At 44.1% G+C, this 24,257-nt stretch carries 21 protein-coding genes; 16 read left to right on the forward strand and 5 right to left on the reverse strand.

Going from position 1 to position 24,257, the window contains the following annotated elements:
- Positions 1-201: 201 nt before the first annotated feature.
- The 3 genes from RIE73_RS18585 to miaA all read left to right on the forward strand — a co-directional run bounded on the left by RIE73_RS18585 (position 202) and on the right by miaA (position 4,290).
- Entirely contained in the window at positions 202-1,953 is a 1,752-nt protein-coding gene (locus tag RIE73_RS18585) for a DEAD/DEAH box helicase (protein WP_446402589.1), read from the forward strand.
- 235 nt (positions 1,954-2,188) lie between these two features.
- On the forward strand, positions 2,189-3,229 hold the full coding sequence (locus RIE73_RS18590; RefSeq protein WP_446402590.1) for a hypothetical protein: 1,041 nt from the start codon (positions 2,189-2,191) through the stop codon (positions 3,227-3,229).
- A gap of 95 nt (positions 3,230-3,324) precedes the next feature.
- Positions 3,325-4,290: a tRNA (adenosine(37)-N6)-dimethylallyltransferase MiaA gene (gene miaA, locus RIE73_RS18595; protein ID WP_446402591.1), complete on the forward strand. Its 966-nt coding sequence runs from the start codon at positions 3,325-3,327 to the stop codon at positions 4,288-4,290.
- A 99-nt stretch (positions 4,291-4,389) separates the two neighbouring features.
- Here the strand turns inward: miaA and RIE73_RS18600 are convergent, their stop codons facing one another.
- Positions 4,390-4,563, reverse strand: a complete 174-nt coding sequence (locus RIE73_RS18600) for a hypothetical protein (protein WP_446402592.1) — start codon at positions 4,561-4,563, stop codon at positions 4,390-4,392.
- Between the two features lie 1,445 nt (positions 4,564-6,008).
- Here RIE73_RS18600 and RIE73_RS18605 point away from each other — a divergent pair.
- From RIE73_RS18605 to RIE73_RS18630, 6 genes are all read left to right on the forward strand, one after another.
- Positions 6,009-6,299: a prevent-host-death protein gene (locus tag RIE73_RS18605; protein ID WP_446402593.1), complete on the forward strand. Its 291-nt coding sequence runs from the start codon at positions 6,009-6,011 to the stop codon at positions 6,297-6,299.
- The gene (locus RIE73_RS18610) at positions 6,283-6,678 is read left to right on the forward strand and encodes a PIN domain-containing protein (protein ID WP_446402594.1); all 396 of its coding nucleotides are present in this window, start codon (positions 6,283-6,285) and stop codon (positions 6,676-6,678) included. Before RIE73_RS18605 ends, RIE73_RS18610 begins: the two co-directional genes overlap by 17 nt.
- A 135-nt stretch (positions 6,679-6,813) precedes the next feature.
- The gene (locus tag RIE73_RS18615) at positions 6,814-7,011 is read left to right on the forward strand and encodes a hypothetical protein (RefSeq protein ID WP_446402595.1); all 198 of its coding nucleotides are present in this window, start codon (positions 6,814-6,816) and stop codon (positions 7,009-7,011) included.
- A gap of 233 nt (positions 7,012-7,244) precedes the next feature.
- Positions 7,245-8,717 (forward strand): glycolate oxidase subunit GlcD, encoded by a 1,473-nt coding sequence (gene glcD, locus RIE73_RS18620; protein ID WP_446402596.1) that lies wholly within the window; start codon positions 7,245-7,247, stop codon positions 8,715-8,717.
- A gap of 350 nt (positions 8,718-9,067) precedes the next feature.
- Complete coding sequence (locus RIE73_RS18625) at positions 9,068-9,886, forward strand: hypothetical protein (protein WP_446402597.1); 819 nt, start codon at positions 9,068-9,070, stop codon at positions 9,884-9,886.
- Positions 9,887-9,910: 24 nt separating this feature from the next.
- On the forward strand, positions 9,911-10,546 hold the full coding sequence (locus RIE73_RS18630; RefSeq protein ID WP_446402598.1) for a hypothetical protein: 636 nt from the start codon (positions 9,911-9,913) through the stop codon (positions 10,544-10,546).
- Between the two features lie 95 nt (positions 10,547-10,641).
- Here RIE73_RS18630 and RIE73_RS18635 read toward each other — a convergent pair whose 3' ends face one another.
- Entirely contained in the window at positions 10,642-11,292 is a 651-nt protein-coding gene (locus RIE73_RS18635) for a Uma2 family endonuclease (protein ID WP_446402599.1), read from the reverse strand.
- A 195-nt stretch (positions 11,293-11,487) separates the two neighbouring features.
- Complete coding sequence (gene mnmH, locus RIE73_RS18640; protein ID WP_446402614.1) at positions 11,488-12,546, reverse strand: tRNA 2-selenouridine(34) synthase MnmH; 1,059 nt, start codon at positions 12,544-12,546, stop codon at positions 11,488-11,490.
- Between the two features lie 154 nt (positions 12,547-12,700).
- Here mnmH and RIE73_RS18645 point away from each other — a divergent pair, with 154 nt between their 5' ends.
- Positions 12,701-14,344, forward strand: coding sequence for an adenylate/guanylate cyclase domain-containing protein (locus tag RIE73_RS18645; RefSeq protein ID WP_446402600.1), 1,644 nt, complete (start codon positions 12,701-12,703; stop codon positions 14,342-14,344).
- Positions 14,345-14,552: 208 nt separating this feature from the next.
- Here RIE73_RS18645 and RIE73_RS18650 read toward each other — a convergent pair whose 3' ends face one another.
- Together RIE73_RS18650 and RIE73_RS18655 are read right to left on the reverse strand one after the other, a co-directional pair.
- Positions 14,553-15,884 (reverse strand): AAA-like domain-containing protein, encoded by a 1,332-nt coding sequence (locus RIE73_RS18650; protein ID WP_446402601.1) that lies wholly within the window; start codon positions 15,882-15,884, stop codon positions 14,553-14,555.
- The gene (locus RIE73_RS18655; RefSeq protein WP_446402602.1) at positions 15,874-16,803 is read right to left on the reverse strand and encodes a pentapeptide repeat-containing protein; all 930 of its coding nucleotides are present in this window, start codon (positions 16,801-16,803) and stop codon (positions 15,874-15,876) included. The genes RIE73_RS18650 and RIE73_RS18655 overlap by 11 nt, the downstream gene beginning before the upstream one ends.
- 296 nt (positions 16,804-17,099) lie before the next feature.
- On the opposite strand from RIE73_RS18655, the gene RIE73_RS18660 reads away from it, so the two are divergent.
- The 6 genes from RIE73_RS18660 (at position 17,100) to RIE73_RS18685 (ending at position 24,216) form a co-directional block, all read left to right on the forward strand.
- Positions 17,100-17,372, forward strand: a complete 273-nt coding sequence (locus RIE73_RS18660; protein WP_446402603.1) for a hypothetical protein — start codon at positions 17,100-17,102, stop codon at positions 17,370-17,372.
- A 76-nt stretch (positions 17,373-17,448) separates the two neighbouring features.
- Positions 17,449-17,766, forward strand: coding sequence for a thioredoxin (trxA, locus tag RIE73_RS18665; protein ID WP_446402604.1), 318 nt, complete (start codon positions 17,449-17,451; stop codon positions 17,764-17,766).
- A 49-nt stretch (positions 17,767-17,815) separates the two neighbouring features.
- Positions 17,816-18,850, forward strand: coding sequence for a tetratricopeptide repeat protein (locus tag RIE73_RS18670; protein WP_446402605.1), 1,035 nt, complete (start codon positions 17,816-17,818; stop codon positions 18,848-18,850).
- 121 nt (positions 18,851-18,971) lie between these two features.
- Positions 18,972-20,885 (forward strand): hypothetical protein, encoded by a 1,914-nt coding sequence (locus RIE73_RS18675; RefSeq protein ID WP_446402606.1) that lies wholly within the window; start codon positions 18,972-18,974, stop codon positions 20,883-20,885.
- Positions 20,886-21,143: 258 nt separating this feature from the next.
- Positions 21,144-22,322 carry an LOG family protein gene (locus RIE73_RS18680; protein ID WP_446402607.1) on the forward strand — a complete coding sequence of 393 codons (1,179 nt, stop codon included), beginning with the start codon at positions 21,144-21,146 and terminating at the stop codon, positions 22,320-22,322.
- A 241-nt stretch (positions 22,323-22,563) separates the two neighbouring features.
- Positions 22,564-24,216, forward strand: coding sequence for an endonuclease/exonuclease/phosphatase family protein (locus RIE73_RS18685; RefSeq protein ID WP_446402608.1), 1,653 nt, complete (start codon positions 22,564-22,566; stop codon positions 24,214-24,216).
- The last annotated feature ends 41 nt before the right edge of the window (positions 24,217-24,257 follow it).

Genomic DNA, 24,257 nt, shown 5'->3' on the forward strand with positions numbered 1-24,257 from the left:
GAACGAAAAATAGGGCGTTTCGGCTTTTAGAAGTTAGCTTGACCGAACAAGATTCTGTACGGTTTTCCTCCCTTGTCCTCTTGTCCCCCTTGCCCTCCTTGTCTTGTCCCAACCATAAAATAAAAAACCTACACCTGTCAGGGGGGGAGATGGGGGAGATGGGGGAGATGGGGGAGAGAATTTACCAATGACCAATGACCAATGACCAATAACAATATGGATAACTTATACCGTTTCCAATTCAATCACTCTAGCGCCTTACAAGCACTCGCTGAGGGGCAGACCGATAAAATTGACTACTACGAAGCCCGAAAAAAGCTATTTAACTTATCTATAATGGCAGATTACGACCAACTTGTCTGCCTTCCCACTCTAACCGCGATCGATAAACATTGGTATCAAATTGAAACCGCCCGCAAAGTTCTCAGACAATTGGGGGGACGCGCCCTTTTAGCGGATGAAGTTGGATTGGGTAAAACCATTGAAGCTGGACTGATCTTGAGTGAATACCTAGCACGAGGGATGATTCAATCTCTATTAATTCTTACCCCCGCCTCCCTGGTCTCTCAATGGCAACAGGAATTACAAACCAAATTTAACATCGATACCGTTAGCAGCGACGATAAACAACTCCAACTCAACCATCAGGAATTTTGGCGTACCAACACCCGAATTATTGCCTCCCTAAATACAGCGAAATCAGCCAAACATTTCCAGTTAGTTACCGCCCGCAACTGGGATTTAGTCATCGTTGATGAAGCCCACCATCTGAAGAATCGCAGCACCTTAAACTGGAAACTCGTCAACGCCTTAAACAAACGGTTTATTTTAATGCTCACCGCTACCCCTGTCCAGAACTCTTTAGTTGAATTATTCAACCTGTTAACCCTACTCAAACCTGGACTCTTAAAGACGGAAGCCGCCTTTAAAAAAGAATACGTCTCCTCAAAAAATGGACGAATCCCCAAAAATCCGGAAAAGCTGCGCCAATTAATGCGGGAGGTAATGGTACGCAATACCCGTTCCTTAGTCGATGTGCAATTACCCAAACGTTTCGCTACCACGATTACTGTCACACCGTCCCAAGGAGAAGATAAACTGTATCAGGATTTAACCAACTATGTCCGGGATTTTGAACTCATTGAATCCGATTCTGACAAAACCAAAAAATTAGACAAATTTTCCCGGACTAATCTGTTAATGCGGGCAGGTTCATCACCCCAAGCCTTAGCCGATTCCCTGAAAAGTCTGGCTAAAAAATTCCCCAGTGAACAACTGACTAGCTTAACCCGACGCGCCGCCCAAATTAAAAAAGTCGAGAAAGCCCTCGCCTTAGTAGACTTACTCAAAAAATCGACTCAAAAAACCATCGTATTTACCACCCATCGAGCCACATCTGCCTACTTAGCCAAAACCCTAGAAAAAGCCGATATTCCCTTTGCCCAATTTCTGGGAAGTATGTCTTTAAAAGAGAAAGACGCAGCAATTGAAGCCTTTCGCGATCGCGTTCCCGTATTACTTGCCTCTGAGACAGGAGGAGAAGGGCGAAACATCCAATTTGCCAACGCAATTGTCAACTACGACTTACCCTGGAACCCCATGAAAATTGAACAACGAATTGGCAGAATTCACCGCATCGGACAGCACCAAGATGTATTCATCTTCAACTTTTGTCTCCAGGGTAGTATTGAAGAATATATTCTCCGCATTCTACACGATAAAATCAATATGTTTGAACTCGTCGTCGGCGAAATCGAAACCATTTTAGGTAATGTTGACGAAGACTTTGACTTCAGCGACGCCGTAATCGACATTTGGTTAAAACACCAGGCAAAACCTGAATTAGACACAGCTTTTAACGACCTCGCCACTAACTTAATCCAAGCCAAAGACAAATATCGGCAAATCAGCGAACTCGACGAACAAATTTTTGGTGAAGAGTTTGAAGCGTAACTGTAGAAAGCAAAAGGCAAAAGGCTTTCAGGCAAAATACCAAAGATAGATAACACCAATAAACAGAATAACAGTCGAGAGTCAAAACCATACATAATATTATTTATGCTTATTCCCCAAAACCATTAACCCCCTCTGCGTCCCTCTGCGTTAAAAAAACATAACATCCAACTCCCAAAAAACAGCCAATCCATAGTAAACTAAACTCCTCCCCTCCAGTCTTGCTAATCTAACAATGGTATCCAATCCAATTCTATCTACCCTAGCTCAACTGATCACCTTACACGAAGGAATTGCCGAACCTGAAGATGAACAAACATTAAATGTACTCCTAACTCAATCCATTGCCAAGGCTCTCGACTTACCCGAAGACGTTACCTTAGCCACGAGAGCCGATATTCCAGACAGCTACTTTGTCACTTATCACTCAGCACTCCTGCATAAATTTTCTGAACTGCTAGCGGATAGAGGATGTGTGACAGCCGTAGGCGTAAAATATGATGGCTATCTCAAAACTACAGGATTTGAAAAGCTCCTACAGCTACATCTTGTGCCTCAAAATGGCTTAATTCGATTTCTAGAAGCTAAACCCAAAACCACTCGTTATATTTGGTGTAATGTCGCCTATACAGCCGAAGCGAATGAGAGACGAATCGGGATGGTTTCCTTTATTATTAATGAATTAACGGGAGTAACACCTGTAGACATTGGCGATGCTTTATTTTGGGAAGCTGACCGAATTGATATTGACGATTCAGAAGAATTAACCATGATGTCCTTTACGGAGTTGTCCAGTTTAATTGAACAGACAGCCGCTCAATTAATTAAAGCAGAACTAGAGAAGTGGAGCGCTAAGTTAACTCGCACACTAATCAGAGATTCCGAACGGCTTCATGGGTATTACGGTACGATCGCGACTGAGATTGCTGCTAAAATTGAGCATAAAGATTTGAACGATGAACAAAAAGAGAAGGAGTTAGCCCGGATTGCAGCCACGCAACGGGAATTAGAGCGGAAACTGGCGGATATCAAGGAACGTTATACCCTCTCCGTGGACGCTTTTTTACACAGTGCCATGGTGATTCATTTGCCCACAGTCCATATTGCCTGTGAATTGGTTAGGAAGAAAGCCAAACGGATAGTAACAGCGGTGTGGAATCCGTTCACAAAAGTCCTTGAGCCATTGAGGTGTGAAATATCAGGAGAATCGGTTTATGAATTTTATTTAGATGACAAGACGGCGAAAATCATCTCACCCAGTCGTTGGAAAAAGTGAAGCAATAAGAGTCTGGGTATATAAAAATGGTGCGTTACGCTTTGCTAACGCACCCTACGGATAGAGGTTGTGCATGATTCCTAAATTTATGACTGATGACGGATTATTCAGATCAACATAACTCGATATCAAACAATACTCAATCCCATCCCCAACTGATTGTAATTTGTGGGGCGACTGCGACAGGGAAGTCAGGGCTGGCGTTAGAATTAGCGCAGCGATTCAATACCGTAATATTAAGCGCGGATTCCCGTCAAGTTTATCGAGAGTTTGATATTGGTACGGCTAAACCTTCAGTAGCCGAACAACAGATAGTCCCCCATTACTTGATTGATATCTGCGCTCCCACCGAAACCTTAACCTTAGCTGATTATCAGGAACAAGCCCAGGAATTGATTACGTCTCTCCCTTCACCCCTATTATTGGTGGGGGGTACGGGTTTGTATATTAAAGCCATCGTTCGGGGATTAAAGATTCCTAGAGTTGCACCCAATCAAGACTTGCGATCGCAGCTCTCATCTCTAGGTCAATCTCAATGCTATAATTTCTTGCAACAAGTCGATCCCATGGCGGCTGAAAAAATTCATCCCCATGATCAAGTCAGAACATTACGGGCATTAGAAGTATTTTATATCACTGGATGCCCTATATCCGAGCAGCAAGGGGAAAATCCGCCGCCTTATCCCATTCTTCAAATTGGTTTGCAATGTCAAGACGCTGACACCCTCACCCGCCGTATTACCCAGCGCACCGAAATGATGGTGACAGCCGGATTAATAGAAGAAGTAAAAACATTGGTAGATAAATATGGCTGGGATTTGCCGCTTTTAGATACCTTAGGATATCGGGAAATGAAACACTATTTGGCAGGTGAAATATCGCTATCCGAGGCAAAAGCCTTAACCGTAGTGCATACACGACAATTTGCCAAGCGCCAGCGAACGTGGTTTCGGGCGTATCCAGACATTGAATGGTTTGACACAGAGAGTCCAGATATAGTGGATAAAGTGTGGCAACATGTACAGGAATTTCGAGACAATATATCACTGAACTTAAGGTAGGTTTGTAGTTGCGCTGTCTTCGCCATAAACGCTTGCATCACTTATTACTAGCGTAGTACAGCTAAAATGGTGGACTAGAGTGGGTTCGTAGTAGGGGCTTTAGCCCCTGATTTCATAGGTTTTCAGTGGGGTTTCGGGGCGCACGTCGGTGAGGGCGCACGTCGGTGAGGGCGCACGTCGGTGAGGGCGCACGTCGGTGAGGGCGCACGTCGGTGCGCCCCTACGAGGAGACTCTACCACACTTAAACAATAGTACGGGATTGAATCAATCATTAAACGTGATTTTTGTCAAAAAAAAGTTTTGTTTTTTACAAATCTACATACATCGAACCGAGGCATGCGGTTGAACAGTTTTTGATTCCCACTCCCCACCGACTACGCTAAATCAAGGCTTAGCGCGGACTTAGCCAGATAATCACCTAAAATTGCACAGACTTCCCCAGATGTTCAATTCTACCAAATCGCTGAACCGACGTAAACTCGTTGCTAATTGAGAATTTTTCTCACAGATTTTTTAGGTATTAAGTTCTGTAATGTAATAACTATCCAATCAAACCTGGATAATTTGATAACCTGAGTTTATAGGAAGAGGAAAAACAACTCAATCCACCCGATAGCCAAGCCTCCATCCCAAATGGGGATGTGTCTGTATCATTCAGTAGTGGGGGTTAAATCAATCAATACCCACGATGAGGAGATAAACGCGATCGCTGAAATTATTTCCACATCGTCGCCCTGTTAGGACAGGTGAGTTAAGCGCGATCGCACTGGGTTCATAGGTGTGATAATCCTATCCCTAGGGGGGTGATAACTTTTGCCCACCCGACTGACGTGGCATACCAAATTTAAGGAATTAACCTTCCAGAAACTGTAGGGGATCTAGGCTTGCGCCCGATTTAACCGTAAAATCTCTTTCCCAATTGTAGAGTAGCACCGACATCATTGGCGTCAACTTGAGCTTCAAAAAGAAAGCGATACCTTGATCTGACCCCTTCCTAACCCTCCCCTAAGCAAGGGGAGGGAACAAGGCACTCGCACAGCTTTAGTTTATCCCCTTTATAAGTGGGGATTAAGGGGGGTTAACTCATAGTCCGCCACGAAAAGATTGGTGAGTTACCAACTGTTGCAGCAAGTAACATTTGATGTAGAGAGTGAGACGCGATCGCTCTTTTTCTTGTACTATCTAACCATCTTTCTCTAACAGACCTGAATCCTGACCTTGTATCGCAGATATTCCTGACAATACTCCCAAAACACATCCCATACATTTCTCTGTGACACCAATATTATCAGGGAACTAGCACGTCCCCAATCTAATCCAGGAGTATTACTATTAAATCAGCCTCCTCCAAACCTCGCGCTGCTGACTCTGGTCAAAAATGAGGTGTATCAGTATGTTGGCTATTATTTAGTGGCTAAAGACTTTGGCAAATAAGCCAACCTTACCAGGAACGAAACCCAACTGATCGGATATGCGATCGCACTCTCTCCCTTTAACCCAACCTTAATAATTGCACTCGTAGGGGCGCACCGACGTGCGCCCAATAATTAACTTGCGCTCAATGATCAATAGACTTGGTTCACCCTACACCGGATCGCGATCGCAGATATTGGCAGATAGTGTAGAATGAGTATTGCTGACATACTCCCCAAATAGCTCTCAGATGTTAAATTAGCAATACCCACCAACTGACGATAGGTCACGAAAAGAAAACTCAATGAACTGGAAAATTGAACAAGCCCAGCATAAATTCCCTGAATTAATTAGTGCCACTCGTATCGAACCGCAACTAATTTACAACCAAGATCAACTTGTAGCTGCTGTTATTGAAGCCAAAACGTTTCAGGAATTCCTCGCTTGGCAGCAACAGCATCGTCAACATTCGTTAGCCGATGCTTTTGCCCAATTGCGTCAGCTTTGTACAGAAGAAAACTATACCCTTGAAATTCCGCCTCGCACGGATCGTCTTAATCCCTTTATCGATAATTTCCGTGACATTTCTCTGTGACACCAATATTATTAGCGAACTAGCACGTCCCCAACCTAATCCAGGAGTGTTAGAATGGAGTAATGAGGTTTCCTCAATCGTCTTGAGTGTGATTACTATAGAAGAAATTACTTACGGTTTAACCTCAAAACCCAATGTTAGAATACAAAACTGGTTCAATCAATTCTTGAACACCTATTGCCAAATTATGCCAATTACGGCTGAGATAGCCCAATGTTGTGGCGAATTGCGGGGTCAACTGCGAACCCAAGGAAAACCTCGCTCTCAAGCCGATATGCTCATCGCTGCTACTGCTCAAGTCCATCAACTTACTCTGGTAACGCGAAACATTCGTGATTTTGAAGATTGTGGTATTTTACTTTTCAATCCATTTACTTGAGTGTAGTGCAAGCAGCTTGCTTTAGTCACATCTTTTGAGTGATGCGATCGTGGCAGGAACTAAAACGTTACTGGAACACCTCGAACAACCCAATACAGCCGATGTACTTGACGATGACAAGTATCGGTTGAAAATTTGAAGACTTACCCCTCGATTCATGCCAAACTCTATCGGGGTTTGATTAATATTCATGCTTGGGTCTATAAAATTGAAACGGGTGGTGTTTATGTTTACAGTGCGGAACGATGCAATATCCAAGCTGAACATGAGGAGGAATGTCAAGACGCCGAAAGCTTGAATATATTATCGTTACTGGAGACTCAAACGGCGTAAAGCGAGACTCGTTAGGAGTTAAAACAAGGGTTGACTAATAAGGCAAACTATGCATGGTTGAAACAAAAGCCTGAATTCCCTGAGAATAGTATTTGATCAACCCTGTTTTGATTAAGGATAAAGGGCGGGTTGTGTTGATGGGTGATCGGTTGCAGGTCAACTGAACGGCAAACCTCGCCCCTGTATAACCTTTGACGTTCACTTTTCCTTAGCGGTACTCAGAAACTTTACCTATGTTGACCCAAGCCAAGTCCAAACGGAACTGGAAACCCATTATCAAGGAATTTGAAGCAGCTATTGGTAAAAAGGGTGTGGTTCGCCGCAAGGAGGAATTACTCACCTACGAATGTGACGGATTACCCAGTTATCGCCAACGCCCCGCCTTGGTGGTACTCCCCCGCACCACTGAACAAGTGGCGGCTGCTGTAAAACTGTGCGATCGCTATACTATCCCTTGGGTGGCGCGAGGTGCAGGCACAGGCTTATCGGGTGGTGCTTTACCTGTAGAAGATTGTGTCTTAATTGTCACCGCCTTGATGAAGCGCGTCCTGGATATTGACTACGACAATCAACGGATTGTGGTTCAACCTGGAGTCATCAACAACTGGGTGACTCAAGCCGTAAGTGGTGCAGGATTCTATTATGCCCCAGACCCCTCCAGTCAGATTATATGTTCCATTGGCGGTAATGTGGCTGAAAACTCTGGTGGGGTTCATTGTCTCAAATATGGCGTAACCACAAACCATGTTTTAGGCTTAAAACTGGTAGTTCCCGATGGGTCAATTGTCGATGTCGGTGGCACCGTTCCGGAAATGCCGGGATATGATTTAACCGGGTTATTTGTGGGTTCCGAAGGCACATTAGGAATTGCCACAGAAATTACCCTGCGAATTCTCAAAACCCCAGAATCCATCTGTGTAGTTCTTGCTGATTTTACCAGTATAGAAGCTGCCGGTGCCGCCGTTGCCGATATTATTGGCGCAGGGATTATTCCAGCGGGAATGGAAATGATGGATAATCTCAGCATTAATGCGGTAGAAGATGTGGTGGCGACAGGGTGTTATCCCAGAGATGCGGGCGCCATTTTGTTAGTAGAATTGGATGGGTTAGAGGTAGAAGTAAGCACCAACAAAAAGCGCGTGGCTAAACTCTGTCAACAGAATGGGGCGCGAACGATTACTACCGCCAGTGACCCCGAAACGCGGTTAAAACTATGGAAAGGACGCAAAGCCGCATTTGCGGCGGCGGGACATCTGAGTCCGGATTATTTTGTCCAAGATGGGGTGATTCCTCGGACACAGTTAGCGCAGGTACTTAAAGAAGTTGAAGCGTTAAGTGAGAAGTATGGCTATCGGATTGCCAATGTCTTTCATGCTGGAGATGGTAATTTACATCCTTTGATTCTGTACGATGAATCAATTCCCGGTGCATTTGAGCAGGTAGAAGAATTAGGCGGAGAAATTCTGCGACTTTGTGTAAATGCTGGTGGAAGTATTTCTGGGGAACATGGGATTGGTGCAGATAAGAACTGCTTTATGCCCGATATGTTTAGTGAAGCGGATTTGGAGACAATGAAATGGATTAATCAGGTGTTTAATCCCAAAGGCTTGGCGAATCCCGGAAAAGTATTTCCCACCCCTCGCACCTGTGGGGAAGCGGCAAATGCTCAAAAGTCAGCCCAGTTCAAGGATGTGGAACGGTTTTGAGGTTTGTCGTAAGTTTGTAGTAAGCGCTTTAGCGCTATAAACGCTCGCATCTTATGACAAACCTCTAAGAGATACTTATGGGGGGCGCAAGCCTTCATCCGTGTCAACTTCAGGTGAACACTAATGATAGTAAGCCGTTAGGCTATGTACCGTTTCACCCGCATCCCCTAACCCCTTCTCCCATCAAGGGAGAAGGGGAACCAAAACAAAATTATTGTATTAATACCAAAACAAAATTATTGTATTAATACCAAAGAAGGGCGGGTTTAGTTACGCTAAGGGTTGTCTCCAAAACCTTATCAGTAAAACCCGCCCCTACACCCCAATAACTCCGCCCCCACTCCTTTGATATGAGCCAACCAGAATTCACCAACAGTATCTTTCCGAGTTCCTATTCCCTAGTCCCAGTTAACTATTTTTCGAGAAAATGTTGGCAATTTGGCTTAGGTTTAGTCGGGGTTATTGTACCCAGTTGGGCTAACTCGTATTGCCAAACATTAGACGCAATCCCAACCCCAATTCCAGAAATAAACCTGACGGCTCAATCTGAACCCCCATCAAACTCAGCCGCCCAGGAATTGGAGTTAAATCCAGAGATTATTGAGAATAGTCCCGTATTACAACGCTGGTTGCAAGACGTACCCAATGTTTTAGAGGAAATTCGCCATGACCCCAGTTTTCGCACCCGCTTCCGGTTCGGCTATTCCCAGTTTCCCTCAACCGAACAAGCGGGGGGATTGACTATCGGCGTGGACGATATATTGATCAATCGTAGCGGTTTCACCGTCAGTGGGGATTATCACACCTCCTTTAATGGCGATCGCGAAGCGTTTGGTGTAGACTTGCGGTATTATCTGCGTCCTTTGGGAAATTATGTGAATGTCGCTCCCCTGGTGGGTTATCGCTATCTGGCGTCGAATGACTATACCACAGATGGTGTAAATCTCGGTGTAAAATTACAGTTGGTTTTATCTCGCACAGGTGCGGCTGATATTTCCTTAACCCAGAGTTTTGTCTCCCCAGGGAGTGAGGATGAAGTCGGTTTAACCACCTTGTCGGTTGGGTATGCGGTTACCCCAGACTTACGCTTATCCACCGATATTCAGAAGCAAAACTCAACAGAAGAAAAAGATAGTCGAGTCGGGATTATACTGGAGTGGATGCCTTAATTTTGCAGCGTTAATATAACCAAAATGCTAAGTGAAAAACGTCGCAGCGGGAAAACCCCAAAATCCAAGAAGCGAAAATTTTCTAGCTTCAATAAAAGCGAGGCATTTCAGTTACTAGGACTTACCGATTTGCTCCCTTGGACTCTGCAAACAGAACCTGTTCAACTCAGTGCCTTTTTCCAAGAACACCTTACCCGACTCAACCGCAACTTTGATCTGGAAAGCTATGAAGAGTCTAAAAAGCTTTTAATTGATGCCATCTGTGATGAAGCGATTAACCCCTGTGAGCGTCTCAAAATCTGGAAAGGAGCGCAACTGGAAAGTGATCAGTTAGCGGGATATGTGGATTACCTGATTGCTGAACGTAAGCGATTTCTGGATATGCCAAGTCTGTGTATTATTGAAGCCAAAAAAGATGACTTTGAGCAAGGACTAGCTCAATGCTTGGTCGAGATGCAAGCCTGTCAATGGAATAACCAACAGAAGAATTATACCCTAGATAGTCTGGGAATCGTTACCAATGGCGAAGGCTGGAGATTCTACAAACTAGATATTAATGGAATTGGCTATGAAACGCCCCTGTACTCAACGGGAGACATGGAACTTTTACTCGGACGGCTGCGCTATATTTTTCAACTCTGTCAACAAAATCTGCCGTGATTGAAGCAAGGCAGAAGTGCCTTTACAGTTTCTGGACGTAAAACTAATCTATCAAATTCAGATTTGACGGTTAAATCGGGTAAAGCCTTGCGCCCCTACATTGATGATTTAAAGGCTTTAATTTGCTGACGAAAGGCGCGTAAAGCCGCACTTCTGCCAATGGCGATACTTTGCTCAAGCACCTGTGTCACCAAGTTCAGTATGGGTAATGTGGGAAATGTGGGACTAATCTCCACGCGCTGATACTGTCCGGCTTGCAGTGTGTAAATATTAAGTTGATTCTTTTCGTAGCGCCAAAGTTCAGCAACTCCAAGGGCGGTATAAGCATCGATTTGGGTTTTTGAAGTAACATCTACTTCAATGGCGAGATCAGGGGGTGGATCAATGGTTAAGTCAATGCGTCGTTTTCCCCGCATTTGCGCCTGATTCTGGATATAAAAACACTGGTCGGGTTCGATACCACTATCCATAGTTTCTTGTTTAAATGTAGTTGATCCGAAGCACTCGCAGTCTATTTCTAGTTCATCCAAGAGAATTTTAACCAGATCACCAATGAGTTCTTTATCAACTTCGTGTTCTGGGGTAGGCATTCGGATTTCTAAGATGCTGTGGCTATAGGCAATGCGGGAGGAACGGGTTTCACCGAGTTCGACTAAGATGCGCTCGAATTGTTGCCAATCGAGGTTACGAATGAGCAACCGTTGACCAGGAGGTACGTCGAGTTGTCGGAGTTGCAGGGTAATCATATCCAGCTTATTCAAATACAGGCGACCATAATTCAGAGATGGGGACTTCCCAACCGGGTAGCAGGTCTGGAATGGTTAATACATCACTATCCCACAGTACAATGGGGTTCTGGTTGTTTTTAATCTTAAGCTGTCATGCACTTAAATTGGGTATTAATAGCGAGCAAGATGCTCGCACTACCAGGATGGGAGCCATTATTGACATTCAGGTTTAACCGACTCAAGCAACGCTTCTACGGTAGTATCCGATACCTCATCACTTTCTAAGATGCGTGAAGCAGATTGGTACAGATGCCCAATGGAACGACGGTAGGCTGGATCATAGTGGTGACTCAGCAATTCTCCGACTAATGTATGCCATTGTTTTGTGTCGATTAAATGATACCAGTGCTGAATTTTTTGCCCACCGTAGCGCGATTTCAAATAGACTAGCTTGCGTTTCAATACGTCGGGATGGCTGATGAAGTGGGGATACTCGTGCAGCAGCCGTTCGATTCTTACCGCTTGGGGGAGTTGAAATTCTATACAGTTCGCCTGCTTCATTTGTTGCCAAAGGGAGGGGGGCAAATAACGCTGTCCAATTTTATTGCTTTCGGCTTCCACCCAAATCGGCTGACTGGGGTCAAAGCGTTGTAATGCCAACAGGAGTAAGGATTCAAACTGTTTTTGCGACGGTTGAGGGGTTGGTTGATCTTGCCACTGTTGACCCAGTAGGGAACCGCGATGATTTGCCAAACCTTCTAAATCAAGGACTTGGACGCCGCGTTGCGCTAACTGGTGTAAAATATAGGTTTTCCCGCTACCCGTGAAACCGGATAACACCTGAAATGTAAACTGGGGCGGTAACGTTTCGAGTTGCTGGCGCACATAAGTGCGGTAGGTTTTATAGCCACCTTCTAGAACAGTCACTCGCCAGCCAATTTCATTTAAGACGCCAGCCAGACTATAAGAACGTTGACCGCCGCGCCAGCAGTACACCAGGGGATGGTAGTCTTTGTCTTTAGCGGCAAAGTGAGACTCCAGATGTTGAGCAACGTTACCAGCAACCAGGGTGGCACCCAGTTTCCGGGCTTGGAAGGGGGAGACTTGCTTGTAAAGCGTTCCCACTTTCGCCCGTTGTTCATCATCGAGGACGGGTAGATTAATCGCTTGAGGCAGATGATCCTCAGCAAACTCACTGGGGCTGCGAACATCAATAATCTCAGTATAGGTTTCTAGCCAGGGTGCTTGAGTGTATGTGAGCGATCGCGCCATGCTGATTTGTCTAGAGTGGTGGATAAAGTCCCGATTGCCAACCTTTTCTAGTGTATCGGAAGCCTCAGGCGGGAGATTGACCACAAGCGACTGGGAGTAACTCCCCAGCATTCGCTATCTTGAATGAAATGATCATTAAGGGTGAGGATGGGGCGTGTCTTACTTAATTTACGATCCCGATACTCCTAATCAAAAAGTTTATACCTTGGAGTCGGGGATTAATACCATCGGGCGTGAAGACGATAACACAATTGTCGTACTTCATGGGTATCTCTCTCGTCACCATGCCCAAATTGTTATTTGCTCAGACTCAGATGATGCCACACTGACGGATCTGCAAAGTCTCAATGGCACGTTTGTTAACGAGTGTCAAATTGAGGAATGTCAAATCAAGCATGGGGATTTAATTCGCTTTGGGAGTGTGTTTTTCAAATTTGTGAAAACTCTTCCCCCGCCTCCACAAAAATCCCTCAATGAGGATACCTCGAATCTTTCGATTCTCCGACAGGTTGCGCCTGAGAAGACGCGAATCACGATGCGAGAGTTACTGCAACCTGATCAAGCAGAACGTTCAGTTCTAAAACTCCGCAACCAAGATGCTCATCAGCGATCGGTTAATAAATTGCAAATTTTGCTAGAGGTGAGCAAACAGCTTTCCTCCCCCGAAGAATCTGACCGACTGATGCAAAAAATTTTGGATCTGTTGTTTGAGATCATGCAGGTGGATCGGGCAGCGATTTTGATGGTTGATGAACAGACCGGGAAATTGGAACAGAAAGCGGTAAAACTGCAATCGGATTATCAAGATAATACTCAGTTTTACAGCAAACGGATTGCTAATTTTGTTCGCAAGCAAGGCAATGGCATCTTAACGGATGATGCCCGAATTGACACTTTGTTTAACGATTCCGTCTCGATTCTCAAACAAGGGATTCACGCCGCGATGTGTGTTCCGCTCAAACCGCGAGATACGGTTATCGGGGTTTTATATGTGGATAATTTATCGATGACGGATCTCTATTCTGATGAAGACTTGGAGTTCTTAACCTGTCTGGCAAACCAAGCCGCGATCGCGATCGAGAATTCTCGCCTTTATACCCAGATGGAGGCGGAGGCGGTGATGCGGGATAAATTAGAACGGTTCTTTCCGCGAACGGTGAGTCGGAAGCTGCGGGAGGAAGGCAATTTAGAAATCGTCGATACGGAAGTTACGGCGCTGTTTGCAGATATTAGTAACTTTACCAAAATGTCCTCCCAAATGGAACCTCGGCAAATTATTGAAATGCTGAATGAGTATTTTCAGGTGATGGTTGAGGAGATTGTTTTCCCCTATGAAGGAACCTTGGAAAAATATATTGGTGATGCATTGCTGGCGGTTTGGGGCGCTCCCTATCGCAAACCCAATGATGTCGATTTAGCGGTAAGAGCCGCGATTGATATGCAATGGGCAGTTCGTCGTTTAAATCAAGTATGGATTAAACGCAAAAGACGACCGATTCAAATTCACATCGGCTTAAATACGGGGAAAGTGGCGGCGGGAAATATCGGTTCAGCGAAACTGATTCAATATGCCACAATTGGTGATACCACGAATGTGACCAGTCGGATTTGTAATTTAGCCAAACCCAATGAAATTTTAATCGCTCAAAGTACGTTAGATAAACTCAATGACCGAACTATTACTGTAGAAAAAATGCCGCCAATGCGAGTAAAGGGAAAAGCGCAACCGTTAGATTTATATCGAGTTTTATGGTACAAAATTAATCAGGATAAGGTAATACAAAACGGAGATAAGTAGATAGGGGCTGCTGAATAAGTGTTGTGAGGGAGCAGGGAGCAGGGGGAGCAATGTAGAGACGTGCCATGGCACGTCTGGGAGATGGGGAAGATGGGTAAGCAAATGACGAATAACGTAGCTTGCTTCTCGCGACAGCGAGTATGACAAATGACAAATGACAAATGACGCTCTCCGCCGTTAACTTTAATTGTCCCCACCTACTTATTCGTTAGAGGTTAAAGTAATTCGTAAAATAATCCTGATATAATTGACAGCTTACCTTGACTTGATTAACATCTAAAGTAATTAATCCCAGGCTTTTCAACTCAAACATAATCTCTTCGTTTAAAAATGCCGGAGATAATAATATATTTTTAAACGATTCCCTTAAATCAATATTTTGTTTAATTTTTCTAGATAAATAGCCAAGGTGCGGCTTAAAAATGGCTTGATAAACAACCGGATTTGCAACCAGTTCTTTCAAAGGTAAATGATGCTGTAAGCTATGATAAAACGCTAGTCTGACCAGATAAGGATATCCGCCTGTGAGCCGCATTAACTGGTGCAATTCAGACGGCGTTAGTTTAAGTCCATGGCGTTGGGCTAACTCTTCGACTTCACCCTGATTAAACGGGGGTAACTCAATTGGCACGCCGATATTAAAGGGAGATTGATTGGCTTGTATCGGAATATAAATATCAGTGGAATGAACCAGGATAATTCGCAACTTTTGCCAAATCGCTAAATCTTTTCCCTTTTCATGCCAGTGACGCAATAGAACCAGAAAATCACGGGAAAGGCTTTGATGTTCAAACAGTTGATTAATCTCATCTAATCCAAAAATTAGCGGACTATCAAGGTTGTTCAAAATATGTTCTTGAAAATAAAGGGTACAACTGACTAATGTGCCAACATCTTCATCCCAATACTCATTTAATTTAGAGTCTAATCCTAACTGCTGGGTAACATTCGCGCACAACCAGCGCAAGAATTGATTCGTAGACGCCAATCGGCTCGTTTCAACTTGGTTTAAACTTAAGCGCACAGTCGCCCAATTCTGGGTTTTCCCGTAAGCAAGAATCCGACTTAGGAGAGACGTTTTGCCCATTTTACAGGGGGCTTTGATCCGAATCAGTGCGGCTTTCTTGAGAATTTCTTGATAACAGGTTTGCTCAAGGTTATGCCGTTCAATGTACAAAGGAGAGTTGAGCGGAACTTGTCCTTCTGGAGATTCTGAACGTAACGTCTCTAAACCCGTAGCGAGATGCTGGTTTTTAGGAATAGAGGCATTTGTAATTTTTTGTTCGAGGACAGCACGGCAATTCGTTCGATTAACTTTTTCTCCTAAAACCTCTGATATTAATTTCCATAAATTTGGCGCAACATGTTGACGGATATATTTTTCAGAATAGTGATTTTCACGAGCAATTTGTACATAGGTTTTAGGGGTTTCATTTAATGATTCTTGCAAGACAATTTTTTGAATAAAACTAAGCGTTTTTCCAGTTTTTTGGTGAATAAAATTTTCGGTTTGTTGAATAAGGCTGGGTTTAATAGTCATTGATTTCAATATTCAATGCACCTCTTTCAATTAGCCATTGCTTTTGGGTTCGGCTTAAGCCGATCGCATTGGTAAATAGTGCTCCTTTAACTCGACAACCGGATAAATTTACGGCTTGGAGTTGGGTGTCTTTTAAGTTGGCATAACGTAAATCGGCATCCACTAACACTGTTCCGTCAAGCACAGCCCCTTCTAAGTTTGCTTTAAACAGAGAGGCTTGACTCAAATCAACATCGCTCAAATCTGTATTCACCAGGATAGCTAATTCTAAAGCAACCTGTCGCAAAATTGCCCCAGTTAAGTCAGCATCACTTAAATCGGCTTCAACTAAATCCGCTTCGCTTAAGTCTGCACCACATAAAATCGTTTTGTGGAGTTGCGCTCCTTCCAAGTCAGTTTGACACAATAAAGCCTTGGTGAGAATGGCTTCTTCCCAGTTGGTTTGACACAGCTTCGCCTGATTAAAAATCGCCTCGGTGCCATCAACTCCTTTTAAATTCGCTTGGAATAAATCTGCTCCCCTTAAATCAGCGTGGGTTAAACAAGCGACGTCTAAGCAACTATTGGTGAGATTGGCGGCGTTGAAGCAAGCTGACTGAAGATTAGCATGATTTAAGCGAGCATTACTCAGGTTGGCTTGGATTAAGCTGGCTTCACTGAGATTTGCCCACAGCAAGCTGGCATAGAGTAAGTTTGCTTGGTCTAAGTTACTACTTTTTAAGTTTGCTTGATTTAAATCGCACCAGATAAATTTAGCCCGTTTTAGAATACTATGATTTAAGTCAGCGCAACTGAGATTGGCATAACTGAAGTCAGCACCACTCAAATCGACACCACTTAAGGAAACTTGGTTAAAGCGAATCGATTGAAAGTTTCTTTCGTGAGTTGCATAACGTTGAAGAATGTCTTTTGCCTTCATGTTCCGGATATGGGCTGGGGGATATGAATCAGTAATCGACAATTATTGCAATATATTACATATTTTCGCCATGAGATCTCTGTTTGGTTAACAAGGTAAGGGATTGAATAGGGGATATGTTTTAGTTCAATTCTATGACTTATAGGTATTGACTAAAATACAACATTATGCATTATTAGGATTTGAGCCAAAAATTCTCTATTCAACATCTGAACTTTAGGGACTATATTTCTGATCTCTAAGCTGCCATACTAAGAACGTTGCCAATGTTGCTTTGACAGATAAGGTTTTAGACTATGAGTGAGCAAAATTCCAAAGGTTCAGGTCATATTGTTCCCCTGGAATCTCTTAGCTTTGATAGCTTTGGACGTAATCCTGCTACCGATATTGTTTGTGTGACTCCCGTTCGTACTGTGGTTCGGCGCGAAGAGGAAATTGTGCTGATTCGCAAAGTAAGAAAAGTGGAAGAAATCGATGCGAGTCCGGCTTGCCCAATCAATACTACTCAAATGGCTCAAGTTCAACAAGAGGGCGAAGTAGTGTTTCGGGAACAAGAAGTAGAATCGTAATGAATCAAATGAGCCAGATAGCCTGACTGGGTTTATCTGGCTTCGTTTATGTTACAGCGGCTTGCACTTCAATGAAATGGCAACTAAGCAGAATTTTTCCAGTTTTCAAGATTTAATTCAGAATTCCCCTACGCCAGTTTTAGTCAGCTTCTATGCAACCTGGTGTGGATACTGTAAAATGATGTCTCCCATTTTAGAACAAGTCAAGACGTCAATGGGCGATCGCATCAAAGTGGTGAAAATAAACACAGAGAAATATCCCAAACTAGCCTCTCAGTATGAGATTCAGTCGTTGCCGACTTCAATTTTATTTATCGAAGGTGAACAAGCCAGTCGCATCAAGGGAGTGATGCAAACGCCAAAACTGATTGAATATTTGAAAAAATTCCTTTAAGCTCTAAAATTGATTGGGACTGTATTCCAGAATCAATGGGGGTTGTACATTGAAGCGTCTTGGCAAAATTCTTACCTCAATCGGTGTTGCTTTCGGTTTTATCATCAGTAGTTTTGGACTCATGATAATTTTAGGCTTGATTTTACCTGCTGTTTTAGAATACAAGCGAAATCTGGCAATTAATTATAATCGACAAGCCGAAACACTTTATCAGGCAAGACAGTATGAGCAGGCGATAGAAATTTATAACAAAGCGATTCAAATTTATCCAAATTTGGCGTTGTCATACTATAATCGTGGTAATTGCTTTTTTGCTTTAAATGACTATCAACAAGTATTGCAAAATTATAATGATGCTCTGAAACTGAATCCTAGCTATCCACAAGCTTATAATAACCGAGGGAATGCATACTATCTATTAGGCGATTATGGGCAGGCGATCGCGGATTATACCCAAGCGATTCAATGTAATCCCAAGTATGAGCGGGCTTACTATAATCGCGGCAATGCTTACTATAATTTAAGCGAGTATAAACAAGCGCTGTTAGACTTTAGTCATGCCATTCAACTCAATCCTGATTATGCTGAAAGTTATAATAATTTAGGGAATACCTATATAGCATTAAATCAATATCAACAAGCGATTGACAGCTACGATAAAGCGATCGCAATCAATCCTAACTATGCTCAAGCCTATAATAATCGCGGTAATGGCTACTACTATTTAAATAACTTCGTGCAAGCCATTAGCAACTATGCCAAAGCCATTACGCTTGATAGTCAAAATCATGAAGCCTATAATAATCGCGGCAATGCTTACTATGCCCTGCAAAAATATAAAGAGGCACTCAAGAATTACGACCAAGCCTTAACCCTTTGTCCAAATCATATTGAATCCTATTATAATCGCGGCTTAGTCCAGATTAAACTGAAGCAAAAACAAAAGGCGATCGCGGACTTGCAGCAAGCGGTTCAGTTGGCGCAGCAGCAGGGGAATAAAGCCTTACTGGAGGTGATTAAAGATGCAATTGATAAACTGCAAATGAATCAAGAGATTCCCAATGTTTTACCCAGTCAAAGCTAAGGTGTAGAGACGTGCCATGGCACGTCTGTAAGGGCGGGTTGAACGACTAACGTTTTTTGCCACCTAGATATGACTAAACCCGCCCCTTGAGTGTTTAGATTAAAGATAGTAGGAGAGAAAAATGAGTTTATCCAAAACATCTGGCGGAGATCTAACACCCGGAACCGTCTATCTTCAGGATTATCAATCGGATCAACCCAGTAATCTGTATACCTTAGACTTAGTGACAGGGAACACCCAATTAATTGGCGCGATCGCCACCTCCGTAACCGATATTGCTTTTGTCGATTCCCAGCTTTATGGACTCGATCAGACTGATGATGGTCAAACCACATTATTCCTCAATATTAACCCCACCACTGGGGAAGCCACAGTGATTGGTGATATTGGCTTTGCGGTTGCCGGTTTAGCCTATCACCACCAGCGCCAAACCCTCTATGCTACCAGTGCCAAACAATTAATTGCCATCAATCCCGCCACCGGAAAAGGAACACCTGTCGTAACCATTAAGGATCGAGAACGCAACTGTGGTGAAGTCACTTTTGCGGCTGATGGCACCGCTTATATTACCCTAATTGGTTATGACCACCAGAAATTATTAGCCACCTGTGATCTCGATACAGGTTCAGTCAATCTTATTGGCAATACTGGCTTCCCTGATCTTGGCAGTATGGACTTTATTGGTGATACTCTTTATGGCGTTACGGGTAATTTCTTTAATTTAGGGAAAGATGGTCAACTCATCCGTATTGATCCCCAAACAGGTACAGGAACCTTAGTCACCATGACTGAACCGAGAGGGCGTTGGGCGGGACTTACGGTTTATCAACCAGTGACCCAATCAACCCCTCAACCAATCACACCGACGACTACGATTACTCCGGAGGAATCCATGACCCTATTGACCATTGATACCCAAGATCATTGCTATGTTATTGACCAAGGTGCGATGGAACACCTACAGTCGAATGTGGCAAACTCGATTCACTTAGATCAAGGAACCTATACCTTAAAAATCGCCAGTGGTCGCTACAGCTATGCCGAAGATAAAGGGCAAGGCGAACCCTTTGTCTTACTCTGGATCTATGGCATAGATGGCAGTACGTTTGTTAATAAAAACACGGGCTTTGAAACCGGGGCAACCTGGACAACTCTGAATGGCTATGATGATCCGTTAGGTTTAGAAGTCAAAGGTCAAGCGGTTGTTTGTGCCTTATTCTTTGATATCAATAACACCGATAACAGTGGATCAGTTACCCTCTCCATTACAGACAACAAATCGACGACAACGCCTCAAACCCTAACCGTTGATAGTACAACCAATTGTCATTTGTTGAATCCGGACAACTTGAGGAGTCTCCAGCAATGGCAGACCAACTATATTGATCTCGAACCGGGAACCTATAAAGTGACAATCCGCGAAGGAAATGCCCAGTATTGGTCAGGAGAACAAAAGTTTAAATTAGAACCCTGGGCAATCCTTTGGGTCAAAGGGGGCAAATTCATCACTAAACTCACAGGTATTGAAGTCGAACAAAGCTGGCTATCGCTGAATGGGTATGAGGACTTTATTCCCCTTGAGGTTAAAGAAAAGACAACGGTTTGTGGATTATTCTTTGACACCTATAAGGACGATAACCAAGGGCAAGTTGTTTTAGCCATTGAACCTGTCAGCTTAACTCACTTAGTTGCAGAAAAAGAAAAAGTTAAAAATAAATTAGGGTTAGATACCGATTCATCACCAGAAACACCGTCAGACAAATCCGGTAAAAAAGTTGAAGTCGAAGTGGATGAAGCTTACCGCAGCCAACGCCCCGGTTCTGTCAGTGTAGGAAATTTCGCCACGTTAAGTTTTGACAGTTTCGGACGTGATCCGGCGAGGGATATTGTTTGTGTTACCCCGGTTCGCACTGTGGTTCGGCGGGAAGAAGAAATCACGATTATTCGCAAAGTCAGGAAGGTGGAAGAGGTTGATGCGAGTCCGGCTTGTCCCGTTAATACGACTCAAGTTTCCAGAGAAACAGTTGGCGAATAAAATAATCAATGATGTTAGAATGAACGGCAATTAACAGGATGTAGGGGCGACCCGCTGCACATTGGTGTCAACTTAAGGTGGAAAAGAAAGCAATACCTTGATCTGACCCCACCCTAACCCTCCCCTGATCAAGGGGAGGGAATCGGCAAGGAACATTTCCCCTCCATGAACAACTCCCATCCACTCAATAAACTCGGATCGCCCCATCTTCACCCCTCGGTAATAGATAATGTTTATTGCTGTTTATTCCAAAACAACATGTCACGTCAACCTCAGCCGTCAGCCACTCATCGCCAACCGAATCTAATTATTCCGGTAGAAATTGAATCCCTAGAGGAATTTGATCAGTATCTTCAAGATAAAGAGAGTCTGGCGAATGTGGTGTTTCAAAGCTTAGATTTAACCGCTTATGCTGAGACATTAAAAAAGTACGATTTGACCAACACCGTCTTTTTAGGCTGTCGCTTGACACCCGATACTTTAACCTATATTTTAAACACGGGTGGATTAGTTTTTCCGCCCTTGACCTATGTTCCCTACAATGCGTATCGTAATCGCCTTTATTCTCCCGATGAATTAATGGGCGATTATCAAGTTGGAGTAACAGGAAGCTATGGTCATACCCTGGATGGTCGAGTCTATGACCATTATGTCAACAATGGCAAAGATCACCCCGCCAGTATTCTAGAAACCCTCGCCCAACGGTTACATGATCATGCGATTACCGATGCTTTAGAAGAACTGATTGATGGGCGAAAAGTTGTGGCAATGATGGGCGGACATTCCCTAAAACGGAGTGACCCCAACTATATCAAAGTGGCGCAAATTTCTGGAGAATTGACCCGTCGGGGTTATTTAATGACCAGTGGTGGCGGACCCGGTGCCATGGAAGCCACTCATTTAGGCGCATGGTTTGCCTATCGTTCCCAGGTGGAATTGGAGGATGCGGTGGAGATTCTAGCGGCTGCACCGATTTATCAGCCAATGGAACAATGGTTAGATACCGCCTTTGCGGTGAAACAAAAATACCCACTTCAGGATAAAAATGGGCAATATCCAGAGAGTTTAGGCATTCCCACCTGGTTATATGGTCACGAACCACCCACCATTTTCGCCACCCACATCGCCAAACTCTTTGCCAATAGTATCCGGGAAGAAGGGTTACTCGCGATCGCCAAATATGGGGTAATCTATTCTCCAGGGAGTGCCGGAACCATTCAAGAAATCTTCCAAGACGCTTGTCAGAACCATTACAACTCCTTTGGTGTGGTGAGTCCGATGATTTTCTTAGGCGAAGAGTACTGGAAATGTAAAAAACCCGTGTTTCCGTTATTGGCGCAATTAGCGGCGGGGAGAGAATACAGTTCACTGTTGGCGATTACCGATTCCGTTGATGAGGTGATTCAACAAATTGAACAATTCGCCGCCACATTATAACTGATTTTGTGTTCAAGATCGGTAGGGGCGACCCGCTGCATCAATTAACAACACTCGTCCACTCAATTCACTCGGGTCGCCCTATCTCCACCCCTCGGTAACAAAAAATCCCTCTTTAAAGACCTGTAGGGGCGACCCGCCGCATCAATTAACAACACTCGTCCACTTAATTCACTCGGGTCGCCCTATCTCCACCCCTCGGTAACAGAGACTATTTCTTCACCGTTTATTCAAAAACAACATGACCAATTCAACCCATTCAATTCCGCCCGTCGATTTAGTTATCGTCATCGACACCAGTCCCTCAATGCGAGATGAAGCCCAAGCCCTAAGTCAAGCCGCCACCGCTGCGATTCAAGCCGCTAGTTCTAGCTGTCCGTCCGATTTACGCACCGAATGGTTTGGCATCGAAGGGACTTGGAAAAATACCAATTTTAGCCGCCGAATTCGCGACTATCTAATCCAAGAATGCAACGCGCCGGAAACTGAAATTCGGGCAAGAAAACGCGGTGAACTCAAAGATGCAGGTGCCCAAGAAGACGCCGCCCGTACCCTTGAAGATATTGCCAATCATTTTAACTGGCGCGAGGATGCCGCCCGGGCAATTTTTTATCTAGGGGATGAAGCCTTAGAAGCCGGAGGTCCTCAAACCACCCAAGAGGATATTGAAGCCGCAAATCGCGCCATATCCCAAGCTAAAGCCGCCAATGTCACCATTCACACCTATTTGGGTAAATCTAAGAGTAAACATCGAGAGAGTATCCAAAGCGAATACGCCAGAGTCGCATCAGAAACCGGGGGACAAGCCTTTACCGACCAAGACACCCTCAAAGGCTTTGAAGATGTTCTAGAAAAAGTTATTTGTGGTAGTTGTGCATCGCAACCGGAAACACCCTCAAAACGTCCAGTTCGCCAGAAAACACTGAACGTTGGCACATTCAACCTTTATAACCTAGTTCTACCCAATGTCACCTATTACGACACCAATAAATATAGCCCAGAGGTTTATCAGCGCAAAAAAACCTGGATTGCCCGTCAAATCGAACAAATGGACGCCGATATCATCGGGTTCCAGGAACTGTTTCATGAGGAAGCCTTGCGAGAAATCCTCGCAGAAACCCCAGACTGTGCCAATGCTAATCTAATTACCGCCAATCCCACCGGGGACAAACCAACCGTAGCGCTGCTGTCAAAAATCCCAGTTCTCAACCATCAAATCTTCACCGAATTCCCCGACAAGGCACGTATCGATATAGAAGGGACAGCCATTCCGCTGCATAGCTTTTCCCGTCCCCTGTTATCGGTGGATCTTGCCTTAAGTGATACGGTTGAATGTACTGTATTTGTGGCTCATCTTAAGTCTAAACGCCCTATCATACCTGAAGATGCCGATCGCAGTGACCCCGTGGAAAAAGCCAAGGGACAAGCCAGGGCGTTACTGCGTCGGGCGGCTGAAGCCACGGCGTTACGGGTAATTCTCATGGAAACGCTGCAAAACCGCAAACGTCCAGTCATTGTCATCGGCGATTTAAATGATAGTGGTTTAGCCGTAACCAGTAAAATTATTTCCGGTGAACCCCCTTGGGAAAAACTAAGATTTGCCCAAAAGCAGGAAATCTGGGACGTACTGCTTTATAGTGTCAAGGACATTCAAGCGCGTCAGAGTTATGGTGATTTCTACTACACCCATATCTACAACGGGTACTACGAGAGTCTCGATCATATTATGGTAAGTGAAGAATTAGTGGCACAAAATCCGGATCGCATCGGCAAGGTGACGTATGTTTCTGTTTATAACGATCATCTCATCGATGAAACCTTGAGTTACGAAGATTTGGAAAAATGGAAGTCGGATCACGGACAAGTCGTTGCCTCGATTCGCCTAGAAGATTAAGCAAATCTTTAATTTAATTGACAAAAGGACGGCAAATCGGT

It is taken from the genome of Coleofasciculus sp. C1-SOL-03 (assembly GCF_040220555.1).
Taxonomy (GTDB): Bacteria; Cyanobacteriota; Cyanobacteriia; order Cyanobacteriales; family Coleofasciculaceae; genus Coleofasciculus.